Source organism: Mitsuaria sp. GD03876, from assembly GCF_029840635.1.
Lineage (GTDB): Bacteria > Pseudomonadota > Gammaproteobacteria > Burkholderiales > Burkholderiaceae_C > Roseateles.
In genome coordinates this window covers 1-23,896 of record NZ_JAOCCU010000018.1, presented here as the reverse complement: position 1 = coordinate 23,896, position 23,896 = coordinate 1, and the positions used below count along the sequence as shown (strand labels likewise).

The window sequence follows — 23,896 nt, the reverse complement described above, 5'->3', positions numbered from 1 at the left end:
CGGCGCGACCCCCCGACAGAACACGGAGGACCTCACCATGATGAAGACTTCGATCGGCGCCCGCCTGGCCGCGCGCATCGCCCCGGTCGCGCTGGCCGTCGCCACGCTCGTCCCGCTGAGCGCGCACGCGCACATGACCTGGCTGCTGCCCAACAAGGCGGCCTTCGACGGCAAGGAGCCGGTGGCCTCGTTCGACGCGGCCGTCTCGGAAGACCTGTTCAACTTCGAGCGCGCGCTGAAGCTCGAGACCCTGCGCATCACCGCGCCCGACGGCAAGAGCGTCGAGGCGGAGAACCGCGGCGCCGCGCGCCACCGCGAGAGCTTCGACGTGAAGCTGACGCAGGACGGCACCTGGCGCGTCAGCAACGTCAGCCAGTCGGTGATGGGCAGCTACAAGCAGGGCGGCGAGACCAAGCGCTTCCGCGGCACGCCGGCGACGCTGGCCAAGGACCTGCCGGCCGATGCCGAGGTCACCGCGATGACGGTGATGACCAACCGCCAGCAGACCTTCGTCAGCAAGGAAGAGCCGGGCAAGATCGCGTTCAAGCCCGAGGGCGACGGCCTGGAGCTGCTGCCGCTGGGCCCGGTCACCGACCTGAGCCATGGCGACAAGACGAAGTTCCGCCTGGTGCTGGACGGCAAGCCGGCCGCGGACGTGCAGCTCAAGCTGATCCGCGAGGGCAACCGCTACCGCTACAAGTTCGGCGAGGTCGAGCTCCGCACCGATGCCAAGGGCGAGTTCACCGTCGAGTGGACCGAGCCCGGCCGCTACTTCCTCGGCGCGAGCACCGGTCCGGCGCGCGGCCCGAACGCGCCCACCGGCACCCGCGAGGCGCCGGTGCAGCGCGCCAGCGTCAGCGCCACCTTCGAGGTGCTGCCCAAGTGAGCCCCGCGCGCGGGACGACGGCGACGCACGGCGCGGGCAGGTCGCTCGAGCCGCGCGTCCTCGTCCCGCTGCGCATCGACGGCGAGCCGCCGTCGCTGGGCCAGGTGACGCACGCGCTCGCCGGCGAGACGATGGGCACGACCTGGTCGCTGCGCTTCATCGGTCCGGCCGGGCTGCGCCTCGCCGCGATCGAGGAGGCGGTGCGCCATGTCTGCGACGAGGTGATCGCGCAGATGAGCCACTGGGCGGCGGACTCGGACCTGAGCCGCTTCAACCGCGCGCCGGGTCCCAGCGCGCAGGCGCTGCCCGACGGCTTCGCCCTCGTCGTCGATGCCGCGCTGCGGATCGCCGCGGCCAGCGACGGCGCCTACGACCCGACCGCCGGCGCGCTCGTCGCGCTGTGGGGCTTCGGGCCGTCGGGCGAGACGGCGCTCGCGCCGCGACACGACGCGCCGGACTTCCGCCCGCCGTCCGACGAGGCCTGCGCCCGCGTCCGGCCGGATTGGGCCGGCCTGCCATGGGATGCCGCGCGGCGCGTGCTGACGCAGACCGGCGGCGTGACGCTGGACCTGTCGGCGATCGCCAAGGGCCATGCGGTCGACCGCGTGTCGGCGCTGATGACGCGGCTCGGGGTGCCCGATCACCTCGTCGAGATCGGCGGCGAGCTGCGCGGCGCCGGCTTGAAGCCGGGCGGCCAGCCGTGGTGGGTGGACCTGGAGCCGCCGTCGGCCGATTGCGGCCTGGCGCCGGTGCGCATCGCGCTGCACGGCCTGTCGGTCGCGACCTCCGGCGACTACCGCAAGGTCTTCGTCGACGGCGACGGGCGGCGGCGCTCCCACACGATCGATCCGCGCTCGTGCCGGCCGGTGGAACACGGGCTGGCGTCGGTGACCGTCGTGCATGACAGCGCGATGTGGGCCGACGGCTGGTCGACGGCGCTGATGGTGCTCGGACCGGACGAAGGCCTCGCGTTGGCCGATCGGCTGGGCCTGGCCGCGCTGCTGGTGCGGCGCCGGACGCCGGACGAGGGCGGCGGCTTCGAGGAACGCTTCTCCGCCGCCATGCGGCAACTGATGGGCGAATGAGCGTGGTCCTGTCCCGTCCCGCGACGGCGCTGCTGCTGGTCGCGCTCTACCTGCTGATGTGCGCCGCCGTCGCGTGGCGCCATCGCCGGCGGCTGCGCCAGGCGGCCGAGGAATCCGCCGCGCTGCTGCCCGCCGCCGATGCCGGCCCGCCGGTGCTCGTGCTGCATGCGAGCCAGACCGGCCTGGCCGAGGAACTCGCCTGGCAGACCGCGAAGGCGCTGCACCTGGCCGGCATGCCGGTGCGCGTCGCGGCGCTCGGCGAGGTCGACCGCGACGCGCTGCTCGGCGCGCGACATGCGTTGATCATCGCCAGCACCTACGGCGAAGGCGACGCGCCCGACAGCGCCGCGCCGTTCGCGCGCGACCTGATGGCCGCCGCGGAGGGCGAGGCCCTCGACCTGTCGTCGCTGCAGGTCGGCGTGCTCGCGCTGGGCGACGCGACCTACACGCACTTCTGCGGCTTCGGTCGCGCGCTCGACGCCTGGCTGCGCGAGCGCGGCGCGCGACCGATGTTCGATCGCATCGAGGCCGATCGCGCCGATGCCCAGGCGCTCGCGCAATGGCGGCAGCGGCTGAGCCACTTCGCCGGCACCGCCGACCTGGCCGAATGGGAAGCGCCCGTCTTCGCGCCATGGCGGTTGCGCGCGCGCCGCCATCTGAATCCGGGCAGCCAGGGCGGACCGGTGTTCCACCTCGAGCTGGTGCCGGCGGACGGATCGCCGCTGCCGGCGTGGGAAGCGGGCGACCTGGTGCAGGTCAGCCTGGCGGGCGATGAAGGCGGCGACGACGCGCATCGGCCGCGCGAGTACACGATCGCCTCGCTGCCGGCGGACGGCAGCGTCGCGCTGATGGTGCGCCGCACGGCGCGCGAGGACGGCAGCCCGGGACTCGCCTCGGGACTGCTGACCGAACGGCTGCCGCTGGACGGCACCGTCGCGCTGCGGCTGCGGCCGCATGCGAGCTTCCGCATCGGCGCGAACGCCGATCGCAAGCTGATCCTCGTGGGCAACGGCACCGGGCTGGCCGGATTGCGCGCGCACCTGAAGGCGCGCGCGGCCGCCCACGTCGCCGCTCATGCCGCCGTGACGGGCGGCGCCGCGCCGGCCTGGTTGCTGTTCGGTGAACGCCAGTCGGCCCACGACGCGCACTACCGCGACGAGATCGAGGCCTGGCAGCGCGACGGCGTGATCGCGCAGGCGGACTGGGCCTTCTCGCGCGACCAGGCGGAACGCGTGCACGTGCAGCACCTGCTCGCGCGACACGCGACCCGGCTGCGCGCGTGGATCGCCGACGGCGCCGCGCTCTACGTCTGCGGCAGCCTGCAGGGGATGGCCGGCGCGGTCGACGAGGTGCTGCGCGAGACGCTCGGCGATGCCGATGTCGACGCGCTCATCCGCGACGGCCGCTACCGGCGCGACGTCTACTGAGCGATCGCGCGCGGTGGCTCGCGACCCTCGGCGAAGGCCGATGACCACGGGGAACCCCGTAGGTGGTGACGCGAGGGCCGCGTAGGACACGCGGCGTTTGATGCGCAAGCGCGACAAACACGGGGGACGGCGTTGACTCCAAGGCCGTTTCTCCCCTCTCAAAGCCTTCTCAATGACAGAGGCGCGCAGTACCATTGCCCGCGCAGGGTGCCAACGAGTACCGAAGGCGTCAGACCTTCACCAGGGCCCGGCACATCAACAACCCTTGATGGAGAGAATCGAAATGGCAACTGCGAAGAAGGCCGCGCCCGCCAAGAAGGCGGCACCGGCCAAGAAGGCGGCACCTGCGAAGAAGGCCGCTGCTCCCGCGAAGAAGGCGGCACCTGCGAAGAAGGCCGCGCCCACGAAGACGGCCGCCCCCGCGAAGAAGGCTGCCGCTCCCGCCAAGAAGCGCACCCCCAACGCCGCCTTCATGAAGGCCCTGACCCCCAGCCCCGCGCTGGCCGCGATCGTCGGCGACAAGCCGCTGCCGCGCACCGACGTGGTGAAGAAGGTCTGGGAATACATCAAGAAGCACAACCTGCAGGACGCCGCGCAGAAGCGCGTCATCAACGCCGACGCCAAGCTGAAGGAAATCTTCGGCAAGGCCAAGGCCGACATGTTCGAGATGACCCGCCTGATCAACAGCCACCTGAAGGATTGAACGCGGAGGCCGCGAGGCCTCTTCGTCGTTCAGGACAAGGCCCGCTTCGCGCGGGCTTTTTTGCGTCCCTGGCGTCCGTGCTGGACGGCGCTCAGAGACGCTCGAGCGCGGCGCGCAGCTGGCGCACGTCGATCGGCTTGAGCCAGTAATCCTGGAAGCCCGCCGCGCGGGCGCGCTGGCGTTGGTCGTCCATCACGTCGGCGGACAGCGCGATGCAGCGCAGCGACGCCAGGCGCGCGTCCGCGCGCACCAGCGCCATCAACTCCAGGCCGTTCATGTCGGGCAGGTTCATGTCCATCAGCACCAGCGACGGCATCACCCGCGGCAGCATCTCCATCGCCTGCGCGCCGGTCTCGGCGACGTCCAGCGTCCAGCCGGGCATGAGGCGGAAGACCTCCTCCATCAGCACGATGTTGATGCGGTCGTCCTCGACGTAGAGGACGTGGCGGGCGGCGGGGGAGGACGACATGGCGGCGGCGGGCGGGAGAGTGCGCACGATACCAGCGAAAGCCGGCCCTGCCAGCGTTGTCCATGCCACCGACGTCACTCGCCCGACGGGGCCGCGGAACCGCCCCTCGACCCGCCCGTTCAGGCGTTGACGCGGGTCCGTGTCGGTGATCGATTCCCGCTTCCGTGCGAACTGTGAAATCGATGTGACAAAAACCACGGCTGACGACACCCCCGGCTGAGGGGGCCGGCCCCAAGCGGCGCGGCTTCGCTCCCTAAACTGCCGGCCAGTTCCCGTGACATCTGGTGATCCAAAGCCACCGATGGACACGGGCGGATACCGGCAAGCCTTGACCCCACGATTCACGTCGCGGAGGCGGGCGCCGAAACAAGAGAAAAGTCATGTCGTTGGTGGCCGCAATCGCGATGGCCGCGTCCACGGTGACGCTGCCCAACTGTTCCTGGGACAAGCCCGGCGTGAACCCGTTCATGGGCGACCTGGTCGCGGCCGTGGACCGCTACAAGGACATCCCCGCCGCCACGCGCGCCAAGCTCAAGGCACGCATGCAAGCGCGCCAGTACGACGAGATCGTCGACATCCATCGCGACAGCATCGTCGGCCGCTACGAGTACGGCAGCGACATCCGCGACATGCACTTCGGCGCCGGCTCGGTCTGCAAGACCGTCACGCGCGCGAAGTGGACCGACCAGTCGCTGGAACGCGGACTCGTGTACTGCGAGGACGGCCAGTGCATCCTCGTGCCGACGGTTTGCCGCAACGTGAGCCGCATCAACCGCGGCAACCTCAAGCCCGCGGCAGGTGGCCCGACGGCGAAGAACGAGGAAGAACCGCTGATGTTCGACCCGCCGGCAGCCGGCGGCGCCGAAGGCGGTGGTGGCGACCCGGGCAGCTTCTCGCGCACGGCCGGCCTGCCACCGACCGCGACCTCCGATACCAGCCTCGTCGTGCCGCCCGGCGGCAGCGCGGGTGGCGGCGGTGGCAGCATCCCGTCGGTCGGAGGACCCGGGGTCATCACGTTGCCCCAACTGCCGCAAGGCGGTGGGAACAATGGTGGCAATCCGCCGATCCCTGGTGTGCCGGAACCGCAAACCTGGTTGCTGTTCGCACTGGGGCTGGGGGCGCTCGCGTTCACCGCCAAGCGTCGGTCGGTGCGCTGACGCCTGCCTCCGTTGGCGCGCGATCGAGCCAACCGGCCCCCCTTTTCTCCATGTCCCCCTTTGGCACCCTCCCGGGTGCCAAATTCCTCCTAATACTTCCGAAAAGGGGGACCGGTCGGCTCGATTCAGTACGACCGAGTAGGTCGTCGATTCAGGCCCGGGTCAGCCGCGGGCGAGCAGAGGCTTCAGGTAGCGGCCGGTGTGGCTCGCGTCGCAGGCCGCCACTTCCTCCGGGGTGCCTGCCACCAGCAGTCGGCCGCCGCCCGATCCGCCCTCGGGACCCATGTCGATCAGCCAGTCCGCCGTTTTGATGACGTCCAGGTTGTGCTCGATGATCACGATCGTGTTGCCCGCGTCGCGCAGTTGATGCACGACCTTCAGCAGCAAGGCGATGTCCGCGAAATGCAGGCCCGTCGTCGGCTCGTCCAGGATGTACAGCGTGCGGCCGGTGTCGCGCTTGGACAGCTCCAGCGCCAGCTTCACCCGCTGCGCCTCGCCGCCCGACAAGGTCGTCGCGCTCTGGCCCAGCTTCACGTAGCCCAGGCCCACGTCCATCAGCGTCTGCAGCTTGCGCGCCAGCGTCGGCACCGCGCTGAAGAACGCCAACGCATCCTCCACCGTCAGCCCCAGCACCTCCGAGATGTTCTTGCCCTTGTAGAGCACCTCCAGCGTCTCGCGGTTGTAGCGCTTGCCCCCGCAGGTGTCGCAAGGCACGTAGACGTCCGGCAGGAAGTGCATCTCCACCTTCAGCACGCCATCGCCCTGGCAGGACTCGCAACGCCCCCCCGCGACGTTGAAGCTGAACCGGCCCGCGCCGTAACCGCGCTCGCGCGCCGTCGGCATCTCGGCGAACAACTCCCGGATCGGCGTGAACAGCCCGGTGTAGGTCGCCGGGTTGGAACGCGGCGTGCGCCCGATCGGTGACTGGTCGACGTTGATGACCTTGTCGAAGGCATCCATGCCCTCGATCTCGTCATGCGCCGCCGGCTCCAGGTGACTCTGATAGAGCTTGCGCGCGACCGCGGCGTACAGCGTGTCGTTGACCAGCGTGCTCTTGCCCGAGCCCGACACCCCCGTCACGCAGGTCAGCAGCCCGACCGGGAACTCGACCGTCACGCCCTTGAGGTTGTTGCCCCGCGCGTTGACGATCTTCAAGGTGCGCGGGTCCGCGCTGTCCTTCAACGAATGCCGCTGCTTCGGCACCTCGATGCGCTCGACGCCGCTGAGGTAACGGCCCGTCGAGGACTCGAGGTTCGCCGCCACTTCCTCCGGCGTGCCCTGCGCCATGATCCGCCCGCCATGCACGCCGGCGCCGGGTCCGAGGTCCAGCACATGGTCCGCGGCGCGGATCGCGTCCTCGTCATGCTCGACCACCAGCACCGAGTTGCCCAGGTCGCGCAGCCGACGCAGCGTCGCGATCAGCCGGTCGTTGTCGCGCTGGTGCAGCCCGATGCTGGGCTCGTCCAGCACGTACATCACGCCGGTCAGGCCCGAGCCGATCTGCGACGCCAGCCGGATCCGCTGCGCCTCGCCGCCCGACAAGGTGTCGGCGCTGCGGTCCAGGCTCAGGTAGTTCAGCCCGACGTCGTTGAGGAAATGCAGCCGTGACGCGATCTCGCGGATCACCTTGTCGGCGATCTCGGCCTTCGCGCCCTTGAGCCGGAGCGTCTCGAAATAGGCCAGCGCCTCGCGCAGCGTCGCGTGCTCGACCTCGTAGATCGGCTTGCCGCGTTCGCCCTCGACCGCGTCCGCCGGCTGGAGCAGGACGTTGCGCGCCTCGCGCCGCAGCCGCGAGCCCTCGCAGTGCGGGCAGGGCTTGGCGCTCTGGTAACGCGCGAGCTCCTCGCGCACCGCCGCCGAATCCGTCTCCCGGAAGCGGCGCGTCAGCGTCGGCAGGATGCCCTCGAACGGGTGGGAGCGCTTGACGCTGCGCTTGCGCCCGTTGGCGCCTTCCGCCTGATAGGTGAAGCTGATCTCGTCCTCGCCGGAACCCTGCAGCAGCACCTGGCGCGCCTGCTCGGGCAGTTCCTCGAAGGGCAGCTCGATGTCGAAGTCGTAATGCTTGGCCACCGACTCGAGCATCGAGAAGGTGTAGGCGTTGCGCCGGTCCCAGCCCTTGACCGCGCCGCTGGCCATGCTCAGCGTCGGGAAGGCGACGACGCGTTCCGGATCGAACACCGTGACCTGGCCCAGGCCCTCGCAGGAGGGGCAGGCGCCGACCGGCGAGTTGAACGAGAACAGCCGCGGCTCCAGCTCCGGCAGCGAGTAGCTGCAGATCGGGCACGCGAACTTGCTGGAATAGATGGCCTCGGCGCCGCTGTCCATGTTCAGCACCAGCGCGCGGCCGTCGGCCAGGCGCAGCGCGGCCTCGAAGCTCTCGGCCAGCCGCTGGCGCAGCTGGTCGGCGCTGTCGTGGCGCAGCTTGACGCGGTCGACGACGACGTCGATGTCGTGCTTCTCCGCCTTCTTCAGCGCCGGCAGGTCAGGCACCTCGACGGTCTGGCCGTCGACCCGGAACCGCACGTAGCCCTGCGCCTGCAGGTCCTGGAACAGCTCGATGAACTCGCCCTTGCGGTCGCGCACGACCGGCGCCAGCACCATCAGCCGCGACTCGTCAGGCATCGCCAGCACCGCGTCCACCATCTGGCCGACGCTGGACGCCTCCAGCGGCAGGTGGTGGTCGGGGCAGAACGGCGTGCCGGCGCGCGCGTACAGCAGGCGCAGGTAGTCATGGATCTCGGTGACCGTGCCCACCGTCGAGCGGGGGTTGTGGCTGGTGGCCTTCTGCTCGATCGAGATCGCCGGCGACAGGCCCTCGATCACGTCGACCTCGGGCTTGTCCATCAGCTGCAGGAACTGCCGCGCGTAGGCCGACAGGCTCTCGACGTAACGGCGCTGGCCCTCGGCGTACAGCGTGTCGAACGCCAGCGAGGACTTGCCCGACCCCGACAGCCCGGTGATGACGACCAGCTGGTTGCGCGGCAGGTCGACGTCGATGTTCTTGAGGTTGTGGGTCCGCGCGCCGCGCACCCGGATCATCGGCCGCTCATCCCCCGGCCGGCCGAGCGCCTGGCCCAGGTACCGGCCCGGTTGCGACTCGGCGCTGGGCTCGGACGGGGCAGGAACGACGGGCGGGACATTCGTGGACATGGGGCCGGGGCATGGGGAGGCGAACTCGCCATGATAGGGCCAGCCCCGTTCCCGCGCCGCTGCCTGCTGACACCGCATGGCAGCGGGAGGAATGCCGAAATCCTTCTCGGCGTCCCCGCCTTTGCGGGATGGGCTCACGCTTTCGGGGGTGCAGAATCGCCGGATCCCCCGCCCTGCCACCCCTCCGCCTTGATGAAGCTCAAAGCCCCGTCACTGTCGCTGCGCAGTGTGATCCTGCTCGCGGTGGTGATCGGGATCGCGGCGCCGGCGCTGGCGCTGGTGGCCTTCAGCGACGCCTTCATCCGCCGCAGCCTGGAGCCGGTGCTGGAAGGCCAGCGCGCCGCCGTGCTGACGCTGGCGGCCAACGGCCTGGCCGAGCCGCTGTGGACCGTCGACGGCCGGGCGGTGCAGCGCGCGCTGGACCAGCTGCTGTCGGACGTGAACGTCTGCGCGGTGGAGCTCAGCGAGGAGCGCGCCGACACGCCCGATGTCGTGCGCGCCAAGTGCAGCCCCGGCTGGCCGACGGTCACGCTGGCCGCGACGATCCAGCGCGAGGGCCAGGTCCTGGGCAGCCTGCGGGTGCAGTTCGACGACGCCGCCCAGGATCGCATGCTGGCCGAGGGCCGGCGCCAGACGGCCCTGATCGTGGCGGCCCAGGTCGCCGTCGGCGTGGCCATCGTGCTGATGGTCTTCTACGTGCGCATGGTCCGGCCGATCGACCGCCTCAAGCGCCTGGCCAACGCGATCGCCGAGCGCCAGCCGGTGCCGCGCCTGCGCTGGAACCGCAACGACGAACTGGGCCAGCTCGGCGTCCACCTGGACCAGATGGGGCAGCAGATCTCCGGGCTGCTGGCCGACATGGAAAGCAAGAACGCGCAGCTGCACCAGCTGGCGATGTACGACCACCTGACCGGGCTGCCGAACCGGACGCTGTTCCGCGAGGTGTTCCTGCACGAGGCCGCCGTCGCCCGGCGCGACCAGACGCATCTGGCGCTGCTGTTCGTCGACCTGGACCGGTTCAAGGCGATCAACGACTCGCTGGGCCACGCCGCCGGCGACCGGATGCTGCTGCAGGCCAGCGAGCGGCTGCGCCAGGCGGTGCGGGAATCGGACCTGGCCTGCCGGGTCAGCGGCGACGAGTTCCTGCTGCTGATGCGCGACTCCAGCGAGCACGTCGCCCACGCGGCCCAGCGGCTGATCGAGGCGCTGAACGCGCCGCTGCAGCTCGAGGGTGGCGTGGCCAGCGTCTCGGCGAGCGTGGGCATCGCGCTGTTCCCCCGCGACGGCGAGGACTTCGACACGCTGGTCCGCCACGCCGACCTGGCGATGTACCGGGCCAAGCAGCTCGGCCGCTCGCGCTACAGCTTCTTCCAGCAGGACATGGACGCCGCCGCGGTGGCGCGCATGGAGCTCGAGCGCGAGCTCAAGCTGGCGCTGGAGCGCGACGAACTGCTGCTGCATTACCAGGCGGTCGTCGACGCCCGCACCGGCGCCTGGTCGGGGCTGGAGGCGCTGATGCGCTGGCAGCACCCGCAGCGCGGGCTGGTGATGCCCGGGCAGTTCATCGAGCTGGCGGAGGAGACCGGACAGATCCTGGCGCTCGGCTGGAGCACGATCGACCAGGCCTGCGCGCAGCTGGCGCGCTGGAAGGCGTCGGGGCGGCACCCCGGGCCGATCTCGATCAACCTGTCGGCGCTGCAGTTCCGCGAACCCGGGCTGGCGGAACGGATCGCCGAGGCGATGCGCCGCCACGCCGTCGAACCCGGCGAGCTGGCGATCGAGCTCACCGAGAGCTCGCTGCTGACCGATACCGACACGGTGCTGCAGACGCTGGCGCGGCTGTCGGAGCTGGGCTTGAGCCTGTCGGTGGACGATTTCGGGACGGGGTATTCCTCGCTCGCCTATCTGAAGCTGCTGCGCCCGGCGCGGCTGAAGATCGACCGGGCCTTCGTCCGGGACCTGCCGAGCAGCGCCGACGACCGCGCGCTGGTGCGGGCGATGATGGGCATGGCCGAGGCGCTGGGCATCGAGGTGGTGGCCGAAGGCGTCGAGACCGAGGCCCAGCGCGACGCGCTGCTGGCGCTGGGCTGCTGGCGGCAGCAGGGTTATCTGTATTGCCGGCCGCAGCCGGCCGCGGTCCTGGCCGGGCGCCTGTCGCCGTGGCCGCCCCAAATCGGGGCATCCCACGCGGCGCGTGGTTGAAACCACCCCATCGGTTCACCCCATTCAGCGGTCCGTCCGGCATTTCGGCGCGCGATAGCGGCAATTCGTCGCGTCGCGGTGGCCCCGCCCAGGGGGCGAGGCGCACAGTGCAACCTCGTTGATTTTCCAGGACAGGAAACACCACCGCAGGGGACCACCATGAACGACGCCGCAAAGACCTTCCTCACCGCCCTGGCCGCCGTGGCCAGCGCCGCCGTCATCGCCTTGTGCCTGGCGGACGCGAACGAAGCCATGCGTCCGTCGCCCATCGGTCCCCAGCACTGGGCCGAGCAGACCATGCCGGGACCTCAGGCCGAACAGGCCAGCAAGCCGCGCGGATGACCACCGCGCGGCCTGTGCTCCGATAGACGCCACGCTTCCCCCCGGCATTTCGAAGCCCGCCTGACCAGCGGGCTTCTTTTTTTCCCGGGTCGCGCGAGCCGGTGGCGGGCCACGGTGGCTTCGGCGGATGCGGCGGATGCGGCGGACGAAGCGGGTCATCGTCGAAGGCTGACGTTCGTCAGGCGCGGATGCAGTTCACGCCGCCGCGATGCAGCTTCATCGCTTCCACCTCGAAAGGTAGGGAACCAATGACGACACTGACTCCATCGACACAGCCAACCCCTTCAAGGAGATCGACATGAGCCACCTGAACATCACGTCCGCCACCGCCACCACCATCAAGGCCGTCGCCTTCGGCACCATCGCCTCGCTGGCCCTGGCCTTCGGCATCGCCCACGCCCAGGGTCAACGCGAGCTGCGCGCCTCGGTCGTCACGCTGGATCCGGTGGTCGTCACCGTCAAGCGCGAGCAGCTCCCCACCGTCGTCGTCACCGGCCGCCGCGCCACGACGGACGACGCCGGCCAGGTCGCCTCGGCCTTCTGAGCTCCGATGGTTGTGCTGTCTCGGCGGAGGGGATCCGCGGTCTGAACAGCCCTCGGTCCCTTCACGCAAAACGCCCGGCAATCGCCGGGCGTTTTGCTTTGTCCAAGCCTGTCCGGAGTGTCCGCGGACACCACCCTCGAATCGCCGGGAATACCGATGGAATGGGACGTGTGAGCGATCGACGGGTTTTGGTTCATCCATTCGTCGCGAGCCTGAGCAGTTCACTCCGCCGCCGCGCGCATTCGTCGCTTGTGCCTCGCGAAGCGGACCGGCAATGACGACACTGACTTCACTGACACACGCAACCCCTTCAGGAGATCGACTTGAGCACCACCACTTCCAAGACCACCCGCCGCACCAGCACCCGCCTGGGCGCGAGCTTCAAGGCCTTCGCCTTCGGCATCGGCGCGACGCTGGCCATCGCCGTCAGCCTGCTGCACGTGCAGGAACAGCGCGACCTGCGCGCCGCCGTGATCACGCTGGACCCGGTGGTCATCACCGCCAAGCGCGAGCAACTGCCCACCGTCTACATCACCGGCCGCCGCGACACGTCGGCCGACGGCCAGCAACTCGCCTCGGCCGCCCAGGTCGGCTGCACGACCCAGCTCTGCTGAGCTCCAGCGGTTGCGCTGTCGGTGGACGGCGACCGCGACGGATCCAGCTGTAGCGATCGCCAATGAAAAACGCCCGGCACTGCCGGGCGTTTTTCTTTGCGCGTGTCGATCGCGTGACGGAACGCCACGATGCGATCGGGCCGGGGGGTCAGTCCTCGCCGAGCACCTTCAGCAGCGCCTCGCCATAGGCCTCGAGCTTCTTCGCGCCGATGCCGCTGATGCCCGCCATCTCGTCGAGCGAGGACGGCTGCAGCCGCGCCAACTCCGCGAGGGTGACGTTCTGGAAGATCACGTAGGCAGGCAGCCCGTGCTCGCGCGCCACCTCGGCGCGCCAGGCCTTGAGCGCGTCGAAGCGCGCCTGCGCCACCGCGTCCAGGTCGGCCTCCGCCTCCGAGCGCCGCGAACCCGACGCGCCCGAGCGGCTCGACTTGCTGCGCTTCGTCGGTGCCGCCGGCTGGCGCAGCAGCATCTGCACCTCGCCGCGCAGCACGGCCTTCGCGCCGGCGCCGAGCGACATCGTGTTGTATTCGCCCTCCGTCACCGCGTATCCCAGCGCGATCAGCTGGCGGATCACGGCGCGCCATTGCTGCTCGCTCAGCGCGGCGCCGACGCCCCAGGTGCTCAGCGACTGATGGCGGTACTGGCTGACCTTGTCGGTCTCCTTGCCGCGAAGCACGTCGATCAGGTGGCCCGAGCCGAAACCGAAGCCCGTCACCTGATGGAAGCGATAGATGCACGACAGCGCCATGCGGGCCGCCTCGGTCGCGTCCCAGGTCGCGGGCGGGTTCAGGCAGTTGTCGCAGTTGCCGCAGGGCTCGCTGGTCTCGCCGAAGTAGGCGAGCAGCCGCACCCGGCGGCAGTCGATCGCCTCGGCCAGCGCCAGCAGCGCGTCGAGCTTGCCGCGCTGCACCTGCTTGAATTCCTCGGTCGACGGGCTCTCGTCGATCATGCGGCGCTGCTGCACGACGTCGGCCAGGCCATAGGCCATCCACGCCTGGGCGGGTTCCCCGTCGCGGCCGGCGCGGCCGGTCTCCTGGTAGTAGCCCTCGATGTTCTTGGGCAGGTCCAGGTGGGCGACGAAGCGCACGTCGGGCTTGTCGATGCCCATGCCGAAGGCGATGGTCGCGACCATCACGATGCCGTCCTCGCGCAGGAAGCGGTCCTGGTGGCGCCGGCGCTGGTCCTGCTCCATGCCGGCGTGGTACGCCAGCGCGTTGATGCCCTTGGCGCGCAGCCAGTCCGCGGTCTCGTCGACCTTCTTGCGGCTCTGGCAGTAGACGACGCCGGCCTCGTCCCCGTGCTCGTCCTGGATGAAGCGCAGCAGCTGCTCGCGCGGGCTGTCCTTCTCGACGATCAGGTAGCGGATGTTGGGCCGGTCGAACGAGGCGACGAACACCTGCGCCGCGTCGAGCTGCAGCCGCTCGATGATGTCGGCGCGGGTGATGTCGTCGGCGGTCGCGGTCAGCGCGATGCGCGGGATGTCGGGGAAGCGCTCGTGCAGCAGGCTCAGCGACAGGTACTCGCTGCGGAAGTCGTGGCCCCACTGGCTGACGCAATGCGCCTCGTCGATCGCGAACAGCGCCAGCAGCCCGCGCTCGTACAGCGACTGCATCTGCGCGATGAAGCGCGGCGTGTTGACGCGTTCCGGCGCCGCGTAGAGCAGCGTCAGCCGGCCGGCGAGCATCTCGCGCTCGATGCGCTGCGTCTCCTCCAGCGTCTGGGTGGAATTGAGGAAGGCGGCCTCGACGCCGGCTTCCTCGAGCGCGCCGACCTGGTCGTGCATCAGGGCGATCAGCGGACTGACGACCACGGTGACGCCATGGCCGGCGCGCTGCCGGGCGATGGCGGGGACCTGGTAGCACAGCGACTTGCCGCCGCCGGTGGGCATCAGCACCAGCGCGTCGCCGCCGGCGGTCACGTGGTCGACGATCGCCGCCTGCTGGCCGCGAAAGGCGCTGTAACCGAACACCTCTTGCAGGATGTCGAGCGGGACGGGATGATGCTTGGACGAACTCATGGAGCCCTCGATTGTCCCGCACATCGGCGGGCCCGCCGTTCACCCGGCCCGACCCGCCACGCGGCGCGGCATGAGCGCCTCCTCTCCCAGCACGCCAGAGACGAACCGATGATCGCTGCGCCGTTGCCCGACGACGAGAACGCCCGCCTGGCCACCTTGCGTGTGCTGCAGGTGCTGGACACCGATCCGGAGGAGCGCTTCGACCGGCTGACGCGGATGGCGCGGCGGCTGTTCCAGGTGCCGATCGCGCTGGTGAGCCTGATCGACGCGGACCGGCAGTGGTTCAAGTCGGCGCAGGGCCTGGACGTGCTCGAGACGCCGCGCGACATCAGCTTCTGCGGCCACGCGATCCTGTCGGACGACATCCTCCTCATTCCCGACACGCACGCCGATCCGCGTTTCGTGGACAACCCGCTGGTGACGGGGGCGCCGCACATCCGCTTCTATGCCGGCTGCCCGGTGCGGGCGCCCAGCGGCCACCGGCTCGGCACGCTGTGCCTGATCGACCGGGTGCCGCGCGGGTTCGACGAGGACGACCAGGCGACGCTGCGCGACCTGGCCTTCATGGTCGAGCAGCAGTTCGCCGCGATGTACATGGCGATGGTCGACGAACTGACCGGCCTGGCGAACCGGCGCGGCTTCGAATCGCAGGCGGGGCATGTGCTCGCGCTCTGCAGACGCAAGCAGTGGCCGGCGACGATGCTGTATTTCGATCTCGACCACTTCAAGCGGGTCAACGATCGCTACGGCCATGCCGAGGGCGACTGGGTGCTGAAGTCCTTCGCGGACATCCTGCGCTTCTGCCTGCGGGCGTCGGACGTGATCGCGCGCACCGGCGGGGACGAGTTCGTGGTGCTGCTCAGCGGCACGGCGACCGAGCAGATGGCACCGGCGCTGGAGCGGGTGCGCGCGCAGGTCACCGCGCTGAACCTGCGGGCGCAGCGCGGGTACGAGCTCGATTTCAGCGTCGGCGACGCCGCGATGTCCGGCGACCGGCCGCTGACGCTGGAGGAGCTGATGCAGCAGGCCGACGCGGCGATGTACGCGCACAAGCAGTCGCGGCGGCGCATGGGCTGAGGCGGCGCCCCTCGAGGCGGTGGTCCACCGACCTGGATCGGGCAGGAGATCGGCGTTTCCCAGGAAGTGCCTCGTGAAGGGGCTGGCGGCATAATCCGCCCCCTGCGCCGCGTTTCCGACGACGGCATCCGCCCGGAAAAGGGCGATTGGCGGCGCACGGATCCCCCTTTCGAACATTCAACGACACGCAAGCGAAGGCAACCCACCATGGCCTCGGTCAACAAAGTCATCATCCTCGGCAACCTGGGCCGTGATCCCGAACTGCGCTACACGCCGAGCGGCAGCGCGGTGTGTAACGTGAGCATCGCGACGACGCGCAACTGGAAGAGCCGTGAAGGCGGCGAGCGCCAGGAAGAGACCGAATGGCACCGCGTGGTGTTCTACGACCGCCTGGCCGAGATCGCCGGCGAGTACCTGAAGAAGGGCCGCCCGGTGTACGTCGAAGGCCGCCTGAAGACCCGCAAGTGGCAGGACAAGGAAGGCAAGGACAACTACACGACCGAGATCATCGCCGAGCAGATGCAGCTGCTGGGCGGCCGTGAAGGCGGCGGCGATGACATGGGTGGTGGCGGCGGCGGTGGCGGCTACAGCCGCGAGCGCTCGTCCGAGCGCAGCGGCGGTGGCGGCAGCGGCCGCGACAGCGGCGACTTCGACGCGCCGCGCGCGCCGGCCCCGCGTGCCGCGGCGCCTCGCGCCCCGGCACCCGCGCCGAAGCCGGCGACCGGCTTCGACGACATGGATGACGACATTCCGTTCTGATCGGGTTTGCGCTCCTTGGAGCGCCCCCCTGGCAGTAAGAATGAGCCCGCCAACTGGCGGGCTTTTCATTTCCGGATGAGCTTACCGGTTGGACTCTCGATGACCTGAGACCTTAGCCCGTAGCGCGTTTCACAAACTAGCCTGTGTAGCCGTCGCGAACAAGACGCGCGTCAAATGCGTCTCGCATGCAAAGGCGAATCGTCGTGAAGAACGCGGGCCACCTCACTCGAAGATATCGATCGGTGAGGTTCGCCATCCCCTGCTGGGGCGTGAACCCTTGGTCTCGTTGCTGCTTCTTCGCGTGTTCAATGCTGCGACTGACCATCAGGCGTGCTTGGCACAGGCGGTCGCAATTGAGATTGAGGATGTCGATCGTCTGCTCCACGAGGTCGGCTAGCGACTCCATCTCGTGCTGAATCTGAGCCTCGAACTTCATGCACTCGTTGACGTCAGCTTCCAAGCGACCGGTACTACGCTGAAGCTTGAGGAGGCAGGCGTCGGCAGGGATCTGCTCTGGGCGAAGGATCCGTCCCTCACATTGCATTAAACGGTCATCGCGTTGAACACGACGATCCTTTGCGGCGTCACAGCTCAGGTTTTGATGCAGTGGCTCCAAGGTGTGAGGTGCCGCACCATAGCGATACGAACCGCCAGCGCAGACGCCCAGAAGATTGAGCCAATCCAAAGCCCAGTTTTTCTCTGGTGTGATGTCTGATTTCGGATGGAAGTGCTCGACGCGGCACGTCAGCGGATTGCCGTCCCTGACGTCGATTTCGCAATAGGCGCAAAGACCACCCTGGGATTCGAACAGCTCTGTCCGGCAGTCCTTGTAAGGATCATTCTCTTGGCCAGCAGCAGCGTCTCTGAACGCGTCCCACGTGCCTTCTGGATGCTCATCGCGAAACCTCCTCAGCCCTACGGGCTCGCTCCCGCGCAGCGTCCGCTTCATTCGCCCAATTCCCAGCGACGGTTATCGATCCGAAGATCGGCATCGATCAGATCGGGCTCATGGCCTTTGAAGTTGTCATCAAGGATTCGCCGCAATTCGAGCGCTCGTGGCGTGGCCCATTTGTCCTCGTCCACCAATGCGAGGTACTCCTTCAGGTCGCGCGTGATCGCCAGGTCCGGCCTGAGTTCGGGAACTCCGAGCACTTGCTTCAGCAGCCGTGCTGGCTCGGCGCCTTGGGTACCGGGCGGCGCTGAGAACAATTGACCACCGTCGATGACTCGGATGCATTCATCGGGCACGGTGGTGAGGATCTGCGGGCTATGCGTCGTGACAATGAATTGTGTATTCGGAAACGCCGCCATTAAGTCGCCGAGCACGCGTTGTTGCCAAGTGGGATGAAGGTGGAGGTCCAGCTCATCCACCAGCATGATGGCCGGCGCCAGCAGGGCTGGGAGTACGTTCGCCGCGCCTGCCAGCGGAGCGATCGGCTCGGAATTCGCCGGTGCCAGATGCTCACGATCGGCCTCTGTCAGATGCGGGTTGCCCAAGGACAGCCGTCGCGCGAAGTCCATTGCGAGTGCCAGCATGCTCTGATAGCCCTGACTGAGTTGCATGACTTGCATGGGCGCATTCGTTTCCGTTTTCTCAACAACGAAACGATGGTCGCTATTGAAGTACGGATTCTTGTATTGGTCGCCAAGCAGTCGAACGATGGTTTGCCGGACTGCCTCAAGCGCTGGTGAACGCGCGAAATCGGTCTCTGGACGCCCCTTGTTGGTTCGTAGCTCCGAGGTCTCGGCGAGGTCGAACCACTTGAGCATCTCCTTGAAGTCGCTCAAGGAGTCCAGAGCGCCCACCAAGGCTGACGTAGGGTGGTCGTACTTCTCCTTGGTTTGCCGAAGTCGCTCAGGCACAACGATGCGCCCGCGTTGAGCTCCGTAGTAAGCAAAGACCGGCATCAGCCTTGGGGTGCTGCCACTCTTGCTCTCGCTGATTTCCTTCATCACGGCGGCGAGCTTTCCACCTTCCGGACGTAGCTCCGGAACCTTTCCGGAAGAGGCTGCCCGCCAATAGTCCCATTCAAGGTCGTCATCGGTTTTGACAATGACCTGTGCGTAGTCCGCTACGGTCCAACGGTCATTGCCTCGATTGACAAGCTTGAAGTCGGAGTCCTTCAGACCGGCGCCCTCGGTGCTTAAGCGCTGATTCGCTGAAGATAGATGCCGGAGCACCGGTGTCAATCCGGCGGCAATGGCGTCAAGCAATGCAGTCTTGCCAGCGCCATTGATGCCAACAAACACCGTCAATCGGGAATGGAAGTTGACTTCCAGTCGGTCAAAGCAGCGAAAGTTGGACAGAGTGACTGATTTCAGTCGCATGGCGAAGTGCGCGCAATGGATTCAATGCTGGAGACTCGATGGCCGCTGCGCAATCGCAATCGCCTCGAATCAATCTTGAGAAGCGACTGTAGTGGATCTGGGAGGCCCAGCTCCCGAACCGGATTGAATGGCGTGCAAAGCACCTCGTGCGCAGATGACTCGTATTGCCAATGCGATCTTTTCAATGCTCCGCGGCTTTGGTCGAGTAGTGAGAAGTCTCGTGAAGTGACGAGCCAGAGCCGGCATCCGGCTTGATGTACCCAAGGCCCGCCGCGCTCCCGCGCCGCGGGCCTTTCTCATGGCGTCAATTGAAGAAGCAATACGGCTGCACGCGGGTGTTGGGGCAGAACACCTCGTCGACGTAGGTCCGGTTGTCCCACAGCGAGAAGCTGTACCCGTTGAAGTTCAACGAGAACACCTGGTCGTTGGACGTCGCGATGTGGGCATACCCCGTCGGGCCCTTGATGTAGTGCTTCGGGTCGCCGATGGTCATCGTCAGGTCCGCCGACCAGAACGCGTTGGCCAGGTCCGTCTTGAAGCTCGGCCACAGGTCGACGCCGTTCACCAGGAACAGGTTGTTGGGCAGGCTGTTCAGCCCCATCAGCTGCACTGGCGCGAGGTTGCTGAGGTCGCCCAGCGCGTTGTAGGCCGTGCGCACGCCGTTGGCGATCGCCTGGTCGACGTAGTGGTCCACCACCGCGTCCACCACGATGTTCACGAACGGCACCCAGTCCAGGCTGGTGTCGCAGGTGTAGGTCGGCGTCACCGCGAAGTTCTCGATGTTGGCGAACGTGAACACGCCGGTGTACGGGTCCAGCGTGCCGTTGATCCGCGTCGCGGAGCTGACCGTCGCCTGGATCTGGCAGCTGACGGTGATGCCGAACTTCTGCTGCTGGACCCGGACCGACCCGGTCGCCTGCAGGCCCCAGAACGACGCGACGCCGTTCTTGAGCTGCAGGTAGATCGGTCCGCTGACCGTGGCCGCGGCGCTGTTGGCGACGGCGCCGTTCACGGACTGCAGCGCGTCCTTGATCTTGGGCTGGATCTCCGACTTGATGCGCGACATCACCGCCTGCTGGGCAACCGCGATCGGGCGGTAGACGCTGTTGCCGTTCTGGGCCTGGTCGAGGCGCGCGCCGCGGCCATCGGGCATCGCCAGCGTGCCCGAGTAGGTGGAGGTGATGGTCGCGGAAGCCGGCAGCGCGGCCAGGCCGGCGAGTGCGACGAGGCCGGTCATGCCGAGCCGATGCAGGAACTTGTTCATGACGTTGAAACTCCCTGGTTGAGATGCCCCAGCGACGTCCACGAGGGACGGGTCAGAGGACGCTTCCAGGCAGGCCCCACCGGGTCGCGGACATGCGGCGGCCAGCGATGGCGGCGTCGCTCGTGTCGTGGATCGGGGGGCCCTCCCTTGGGCGTGTCCGCGCTTGTTCTCGCGCTTTGGACAGCATCGGCGCGGGGCGCCAATGCTGGGGGCATGCTAGCGAAGGGAGGTCTGGCGCCGCGCAGTGCAAACCCTGCCGGACGTCATGGCGTGCGACACGCCGCCGTCATCTTGACGACATCTTGAAGTTGGTCGGCGGTGTCAGGCCTTGCCGGTCGGAGCGGCTCCGCCCGCGACGGCCACGGTGAGATCCAGCTCCACGCTCGCGTTCTTGGGCAACGCGTAGACGCCGACCGAGGTCCGCGCGTGCGTGCCCGCCGGGCCGAGGATCCGGACCAGCAGGTCCGACGCGGCGTCCGCGACCTCGCTGTGCTGGGTGAAGGTGTCGGCGCATTGGACGAAGACATTCATCCGCAGGACCTGCTTCACGCCGTCGAGCGAGCCCAGCGAGCGCTGCAGCAGCGCCAGTGCCCGCATCGCGCAGATCTTCGCGGCCAACTGGGCGCCCGCCAGGTCGACCTCGGCGCCCACCCGTCCGGTCACCACGATCGTGCTGCCCACGCGCGGCACCTGACCGCTCAGGTAGACGGTGTCGCCCTCGCGGGTCAGCGGGAGGTAGTTGCCGCCGGCCTTGATCTCGCCGTCGAAGGAATGGCCCAGCTCCCGGGCGGCGTCTTGAAAGGCGTTGTCTCGGCTCATGGCGTCCTCGCGCATCGTGGAGGCGCCATTCTGACCAGATCGCCTCGCCTCAGGCCTTCTTCTCCGGCCTCACATCCATCACGACCAGGCCGACGAGCATCACCAGCGGTAATACCAGCGCCCAGAACTTCCACCCGACGTAGGCGAACGCCCCCGCCATCGCGCCGGCGCCGAACGCCACCACCGGCCAGATGAAGCGCTTGAGCCGGTCCCGCACCTCCGGTCCCGCCGCGCCGCGCAGCAGGTCCACGCCGTCGATCACCACCTGCGTGACGTTGCCCGTCATCACCGTCGTCGGCGTCAGCGCCGGCCACGCCAGCCGGCCCGCCGCGTTCTGCACGCCCATCGCCGCCGTCATGAACAGCCCCGTGGCCATGGCCCACGGCGCGTCCGGCGCCAGCACCGCGCCCGCCGGCACGCTGCATGCGAGCGCCACCGCCAGGAACACCGCCTCCATCACCAGCAGCGGCCGGCTCGCCACCGTCCCGGTGCGCTCGCAGCGCAGCGCCGTCATCCGCGACAGCGCCACCGCCGCCACGAAGGTCGGGAACACCAGCAGCTTCAGCAGCACGCTGCTCGCGCTCGAGCGGCTCAGCTCCGCGCCGATCAGCACGAAGTTGCCCGTCACGTGCGCGGTGAACAGCCCGAACAGCGCGACGAAACCCACCGTGTCCACGTACCCGGCGATGAAACCCAGCATCAGGCTCGCCACCAGCAGCCGCCTCGCGCCGGTCATGCCGCCTCCTTGCGTTCGAGCACCGAGATCCGCGCCGCCATCGCCAGCGCGCAGATCAGCCCCAGGTGCTCGAAGAACGCGTTCTTGGCCATGAAGCGCGCCTGCCCGCTCAGGTCCCAGAAGTTGTTGGCGACCAGCATCGCCACCAGCGTCAGCACGCCCAGCGCGCCCGCCGCCAGCCACACCCAGCGGTTGACGATCAGCAGCACCGACGCGACCAGCTCGACCGCGACCGCCAGCACCGCCCACAGCACCGCCGGCTGCAGGCCGAAGTGCGCCTGCTCGGCCACCGCGCCGGGAAAGTCCATCGCCTTGTCGATGCCCCCGATCAGGTAGGCCGAGGCCAACCCCACCCGGAGCAGGAGCCCGAAGGTCGGCCATTGCAGCAGGCCCTCCACCCACCGGGGGGCGGCGGGGGACAGCGTGCGCATCGGACGGAACGCGCTCATCGGGTGACCTCCGGCCGTCGCGCCGGCCCCGCGTGTGTCGTGTCGCGCCGCATCACACCGCCCAGCAGGCGCAACCCAGCGCGCCCCAGAAGCCGCGCAGGTCGGACGCCGGGATCTCCGACGCCCACGCGTTCGCATGCGCATGGCCGTGGACGCCGCAGGCGGTGTCGCAACACGCCACGCGCCGCATCGCCGCCTGCATCGGCTGGCCTTCAGCGCCCCAGGCGCCGTAGCCGCCGTAGCGCCGCACCGGCGACCAGTCCGGCATCGCCGGCGGCGGCGGCGCCTCGTCGAGGTCGGCGAACTCTCCCGCGCCCCACACGACCTTGCCGCCGACCATCGTCAGCAGCGCGCTCATGTCGGCGATCTCCGATTCCGGGCAGCCGAAGAAATCGCGGTCCGGCACGATCAGGTCGGCCAGCTGCCCGGCGGCGATCTGGCCCTTGTTGCCCTGCTCGTTCGAGAACCAGGTGACGTTCTCCGTCCACATCCGCAGCGCCGTCTCGCGGTCCAGGCAGTTGCGCTGCGGCGTGACCTGCAGCCCGCCGACGGTCCGGCCCGTGATCATCCAGGACAGCGACACCCACGGGTTGTAGGACGCCACCCGCGTCGCGTCGGTGCCGGCCGAGACCTTCATGCCCCGGCGCAGCATCTCCGCCACCGGCGGCGTCGCCTCGGCGGCGCGCGCGCCGTAGCGCTCGACGAAGTACTCGCCCTGGTAGGCCATCCGGTGCTGCACCGCCACGCCGCCGCCCAGCGCGGCGATCCGGTCCATCGAGCGCGTCGAGATCGTCTCCGCGTGGTCGAAGAACCAGTTCAGCCCGTCCAGCGGCGTCTCGCGATGGACCTTCTCGAAGACGTCCAGCGCCCGCGAGATCGTCTCGTCGTAGGTCGCGTGCATGCGCCACGGCCAGCGGTTCTGCGCCAGGATGCGCACCACCTCCTCGAGCTCGCCTTCCATCCGGTCCGGCATGTCGGGGCGCGGCTGGCGGAAGTCCTCGAAGTCCGCCGCCGAGAACACCAGCATCTCCCCCGCGCCGTTGTGGCGGAAGTAGTCGTCGCCCTGCTTGTAGGTGACCGACTTCGCCCAGTTGAGGAAGTCCTCCTTCTCCTGCCCCGCCTTTTGGGTGAACAGGTTGTAGGCCAGCCGGATCGTCAGCTGGCCGGCGTCGGACAGCTGCTGGATGACCTGGTAGTCCTCGGGATAGTTCTGGAACCCGCCGCCCGCGTCGATCGCGCCGGTGACGCCGAGCCGGTTGAGCTCGCGCATGAAGTGGCGCGTGCTGTTCACCTGGTACTCGGGCGGCAACTTCGGGCCCTTGGCCAGCGTCGCGTACAGGATCGCCGCGTTGGGCTTGGCCAGCAGCAGGCCGGTCGGGTTGCCGGCGCCGTCGCGCAGGATCTGGCCGCCGGGGGGCTCCGGCGTCTCGCGCGTGTAGCCGACCGCCCGCAGCGCCGCCCCGTTGAGCAGCGCGCGGTCGTAGAGGTGGAGGATGAACACCGGCGTGTCCGGCGCGACGGCATTGAGCTCGTCGATCGTCGGCAGGCGCTTCTCGGCGAACTGGTGCTCGGTGAAGCCGCCGACCACGCGCACCCATTGCGGCGCCGGCGTGATCGCGACCTGCGCCTGGAGCATCGCCATCGCGTCGGCCAGGCTGCGCACGCCGTCCCAGCGCAGCTCCATGTTGAAGTTCAACCCGCCGCGGATGATGTGCAGGTGGTTGTCGATCAGGCCCGGCAGCACGCCGCGGCCCTTCAGGTCGATGCGGCGCGTGGCCGCGCCCGCCAGCGCCAGGATCTCCTGGTTGCCGCCGACGCCCAGGAAGCGGCCGTCCTTGATCGCGACCGCCTCGGCCCGCGGCCGCGCG

21 protein-coding genes are annotated in these 23,896 nt (G+C 68.9%); 11 read left to right on the top strand and 10 right to left on the bottom strand.

Features of this window, described 5'->3' with window-relative positions:
* Positions 1-37: 37 nt before the first annotated feature.
* The 4 genes from N5D62_RS13300 (at position 38) to N5D62_RS13285 (ending at position 4,101) form a co-directional block, all read left to right on the top strand.
* Positions 38-886 (top strand): DUF4198 domain-containing protein, encoded by an 849-nt coding sequence (locus N5D62_RS13300; protein WP_279758302.1) that lies wholly within the window; start codon positions 38-40, stop codon positions 884-886.
* Positions 883-1,971, top strand: a complete 1,089-nt coding sequence (locus tag N5D62_RS13295; RefSeq protein ID WP_279758301.1) for an FAD:protein FMN transferase — start codon at positions 883-885, stop codon at positions 1,969-1,971. The genes N5D62_RS13300 and N5D62_RS13295 overlap by 4 nt, the downstream gene beginning before the upstream one ends.
* Entirely contained in the window at positions 1,968-3,398 is a 1,431-nt protein-coding gene (locus tag N5D62_RS13290; protein WP_279758300.1) for a sulfite reductase subunit alpha, read from the top strand. Before N5D62_RS13295 ends, N5D62_RS13290 begins: the two co-directional genes overlap by 4 nt.
* 283 nt (positions 3,399-3,681) lie before the next feature.
* A complete protein-coding gene (locus N5D62_RS13285) occupies positions 3,682-4,101 on the top strand; it encodes an SWIB/MDM2 domain-containing protein (protein WP_279758299.1) in 420 nt (139 codons plus the stop codon).
* A 91-nt stretch (positions 4,102-4,192) separates the two neighbouring features.
* Here the strand turns inward: N5D62_RS13285 and N5D62_RS13280 are convergent, their stop codons facing one another.
* Positions 4,193-4,570 carry a response regulator gene (locus N5D62_RS13280; RefSeq protein ID WP_279758298.1) on the bottom strand — a complete coding sequence of 126 codons (378 nt, stop codon included), beginning with the start codon at positions 4,568-4,570 and terminating at the stop codon, positions 4,193-4,195.
* A 380-nt stretch (positions 4,571-4,950) separates the two neighbouring features.
* Between N5D62_RS13280 and N5D62_RS13275 the strand changes: the two genes are divergently transcribed.
* Positions 4,951-5,727 (top strand): MHFG family PEP-CTERM protein, encoded by a 777-nt coding sequence (locus N5D62_RS13275; protein WP_279758297.1) that lies wholly within the window; start codon positions 4,951-4,953, stop codon positions 5,725-5,727.
* A 162-nt stretch (positions 5,728-5,889) separates the two neighbouring features.
* On the opposite strand, the gene uvrA is transcribed toward N5D62_RS13275, so the two are convergent.
* A complete protein-coding gene (gene uvrA / locus N5D62_RS13270) occupies positions 5,890-8,766 on the bottom strand; it encodes an excinuclease ABC subunit UvrA (protein ID WP_279758389.1) in 2,877 nt (958 codons plus the stop codon).
* Between the two features lie 303 nt (positions 8,767-9,069).
* Between uvrA and N5D62_RS13265 the strand changes: the two genes are divergently transcribed.
* From N5D62_RS13265 to N5D62_RS13250, 4 genes are all read left to right on the top strand, one after another.
* On the top strand, positions 9,070-11,079 hold the full coding sequence (locus N5D62_RS13265; RefSeq protein ID WP_279758296.1) for an EAL domain-containing protein: 2,010 nt from the start codon (positions 9,070-9,072) through the stop codon (positions 11,077-11,079).
* A gap of 159 nt (positions 11,080-11,238) precedes the next feature.
* Positions 11,239-11,421 (top strand): hypothetical protein, encoded by a 183-nt coding sequence (locus tag N5D62_RS13260; protein WP_279758295.1) that lies wholly within the window; start codon positions 11,239-11,241, stop codon positions 11,419-11,421.
* 298 nt (positions 11,422-11,719) lie between these two features.
* Positions 11,720-11,965, top strand: coding sequence for a hypothetical protein (locus N5D62_RS13255; protein ID WP_279758294.1), 246 nt, complete (start codon positions 11,720-11,722; stop codon positions 11,963-11,965).
* Positions 11,966-12,288: 323 nt separating this feature from the next.
* On the top strand, positions 12,289-12,579 hold the full coding sequence (locus tag N5D62_RS13250; RefSeq protein WP_279758293.1) for a hypothetical protein: 291 nt from the start codon (positions 12,289-12,291) through the stop codon (positions 12,577-12,579).
* A gap of 148 nt (positions 12,580-12,727) precedes the next feature.
* Here the strand turns inward: N5D62_RS13250 and recQ are convergent, their stop codons facing one another.
* On the bottom strand, positions 12,728-14,596 hold the full coding sequence (gene recQ, locus N5D62_RS13245; protein ID WP_279758292.1) for a DNA helicase RecQ: 1,869 nt from the start codon (positions 14,594-14,596) through the stop codon (positions 12,728-12,730).
* Between the two features lie 108 nt (positions 14,597-14,704).
* Here recQ and N5D62_RS13240 point away from each other — a divergent pair, with 108 nt between their 5' ends.
* Both N5D62_RS13240 and N5D62_RS13235 read left to right on the top strand, forming a co-directional pair.
* Positions 14,705-15,673, top strand: a complete 969-nt coding sequence (locus tag N5D62_RS13240; protein WP_279758291.1) for a sensor domain-containing diguanylate cyclase — start codon at positions 14,705-14,707, stop codon at positions 15,671-15,673.
* A 207-nt stretch (positions 15,674-15,880) separates the two neighbouring features.
* Positions 15,881-16,432 (top strand): single-stranded DNA-binding protein, encoded by a 552-nt coding sequence (locus N5D62_RS13235; protein ID WP_279758290.1) that lies wholly within the window; start codon positions 15,881-15,883, stop codon positions 16,430-16,432.
* Between the two features lie 136 nt (positions 16,433-16,568).
* Here N5D62_RS13235 and N5D62_RS13230 read toward each other — a convergent pair whose 3' ends face one another.
* The 7 genes from N5D62_RS13230 to N5D62_RS13200 form a co-directional block, all read right to left on the bottom strand.
* A complete protein-coding gene (locus N5D62_RS13230; RefSeq protein WP_279758289.1) occupies positions 16,569-17,381 on the bottom strand; it encodes a retron system putative HNH endonuclease in 813 nt (270 codons plus the stop codon).
* Positions 17,378-18,760, bottom strand: coding sequence for an AAA family ATPase (locus tag N5D62_RS13225; protein ID WP_279758288.1), 1,383 nt, complete (start codon positions 18,758-18,760; stop codon positions 17,378-17,380). The genes N5D62_RS13230 and N5D62_RS13225 overlap by 4 nt, the downstream gene beginning before the upstream one ends.
* Positions 18,761-19,064: 304 nt before the next feature.
* Positions 19,065-20,024, bottom strand: a complete 960-nt coding sequence (locus N5D62_RS13220; RefSeq protein WP_279758287.1) for a hypothetical protein — start codon at positions 20,022-20,024, stop codon at positions 19,065-19,067.
* Positions 20,025-20,345: 321 nt separating this feature from the next.
* Positions 20,346-20,843 (bottom strand): RidA family protein, encoded by a 498-nt coding sequence (locus N5D62_RS13215; protein ID WP_279758286.1) that lies wholly within the window; start codon positions 20,841-20,843, stop codon positions 20,346-20,348.
* Positions 20,844-20,892: 49 nt separating this feature from the next.
* Positions 20,893-21,579: a YoaK family protein gene (locus tag N5D62_RS13210; protein WP_279758285.1), complete on the bottom strand. Its 687-nt coding sequence runs from the start codon at positions 21,577-21,579 to the stop codon at positions 20,893-20,895.
* Positions 21,576-22,028, bottom strand: coding sequence for a DoxX family protein (locus tag N5D62_RS13205; protein ID WP_279758284.1), 453 nt, complete (start codon positions 22,026-22,028; stop codon positions 21,576-21,578). Before N5D62_RS13205 ends, N5D62_RS13210 begins: the two co-directional genes overlap by 4 nt.
* Positions 22,029-22,080: 52 nt before the next feature.
* A partial coding sequence (locus N5D62_RS13200) for an amidohydrolase (RefSeq protein ID WP_279758283.1) occupies positions 22,081-23,896 on the bottom strand: 1,816 nt, incomplete at its 5' end.

Coding starts and splice junctions, on each gene's coding strand:
- N5D62_RS13300 (WP_279758302.1), top strand. CDS start 38: ATGATGAAGACTTCGATCGGCGCCCGCCTGGCCGCGCGCATCGCCCCG.
- N5D62_RS13290 (WP_279758300.1), top strand. CDS start 1,968: ATGAGCGTGGTCCTGTCCCGTCCCGCGACGGCGCTGCTGCTGGTCGCG.
- N5D62_RS13285 (WP_279758299.1), top strand. CDS start 3,682: ATGGCAACTGCGAAGAAGGCCGCGCCCGCCAAGAAGGCGGCACCGGCC.
- N5D62_RS13280 (WP_279758298.1), bottom strand. CDS start 4,570: ATGTCGTCCTCCCCCGCCGCCCGCCACGTCCTCTACGTCGAGGACGAC.
- N5D62_RS13275 (WP_279758297.1), top strand. CDS start 4,951: ATGTCGTTGGTGGCCGCAATCGCGATGGCCGCGTCCACGGTGACGCTG.
- uvrA (WP_279758389.1), bottom strand. CDS start 8,766: ATGATCCGGGTGCGCGGCGCGCGGACCCACAACCTCAAGAACATCGAC.
- N5D62_RS13265 (WP_279758296.1), top strand. CDS start 9,070: ATGAAGCTCAAAGCCCCGTCACTGTCGCTGCGCAGTGTGATCCTGCTC.
- N5D62_RS13260 (WP_279758295.1), top strand. CDS start 11,239: ATGAACGACGCCGCAAAGACCTTCCTCACCGCCCTGGCCGCCGTGGCC.
- N5D62_RS13255 (WP_279758294.1), top strand. CDS start 11,720: ATGAGCCACCTGAACATCACGTCCGCCACCGCCACCACCATCAAGGCC.
- recQ (WP_279758292.1), bottom strand. CDS start 14,596: ATGAGTTCGTCCAAGCATCATCCCGTCCCGCTCGACATCCTGCAAGAG.
- N5D62_RS13240 (WP_279758291.1), top strand. CDS start 14,705: ATGATCGCTGCGCCGTTGCCCGACGACGAGAACGCCCGCCTGGCCACC.
- N5D62_RS13235 (WP_279758290.1), top strand. CDS start 15,881: ATGGCCTCGGTCAACAAAGTCATCATCCTCGGCAACCTGGGCCGTGAT.
- N5D62_RS13230 (WP_279758289.1), bottom strand. CDS start 17,381: ATGAAGCGGACGCTGCGCGGGAGCGAGCCCGTAGGGCTGAGGAGGTTT.
- N5D62_RS13225 (WP_279758288.1), bottom strand. CDS start 18,760: ATGCGACTGAAATCAGTCACTCTGTCCAACTTTCGCTGCTTTGACCGA.
- N5D62_RS13220 (WP_279758287.1), bottom strand. CDS start 20,024: ATGAACAAGTTCCTGCATCGGCTCGGCATGACCGGCCTCGTCGCACTC.
- N5D62_RS13215 (WP_279758286.1), bottom strand. CDS start 20,843: ATGAGCCGAGACAACGCCTTTCAAGACGCCGCCCGGGAGCTGGGCCAT.
- N5D62_RS13210 (WP_279758285.1), bottom strand. CDS start 21,579: ATGACCGGCGCGAGGCGGCTGCTGGTGGCGAGCCTGATGCTGGGTTTC.
- N5D62_RS13205 (WP_279758284.1), bottom strand. CDS start 22,028: ATGAGCGCGTTCCGTCCGATGCGCACGCTGTCCCCCGCCGCCCCCCGG.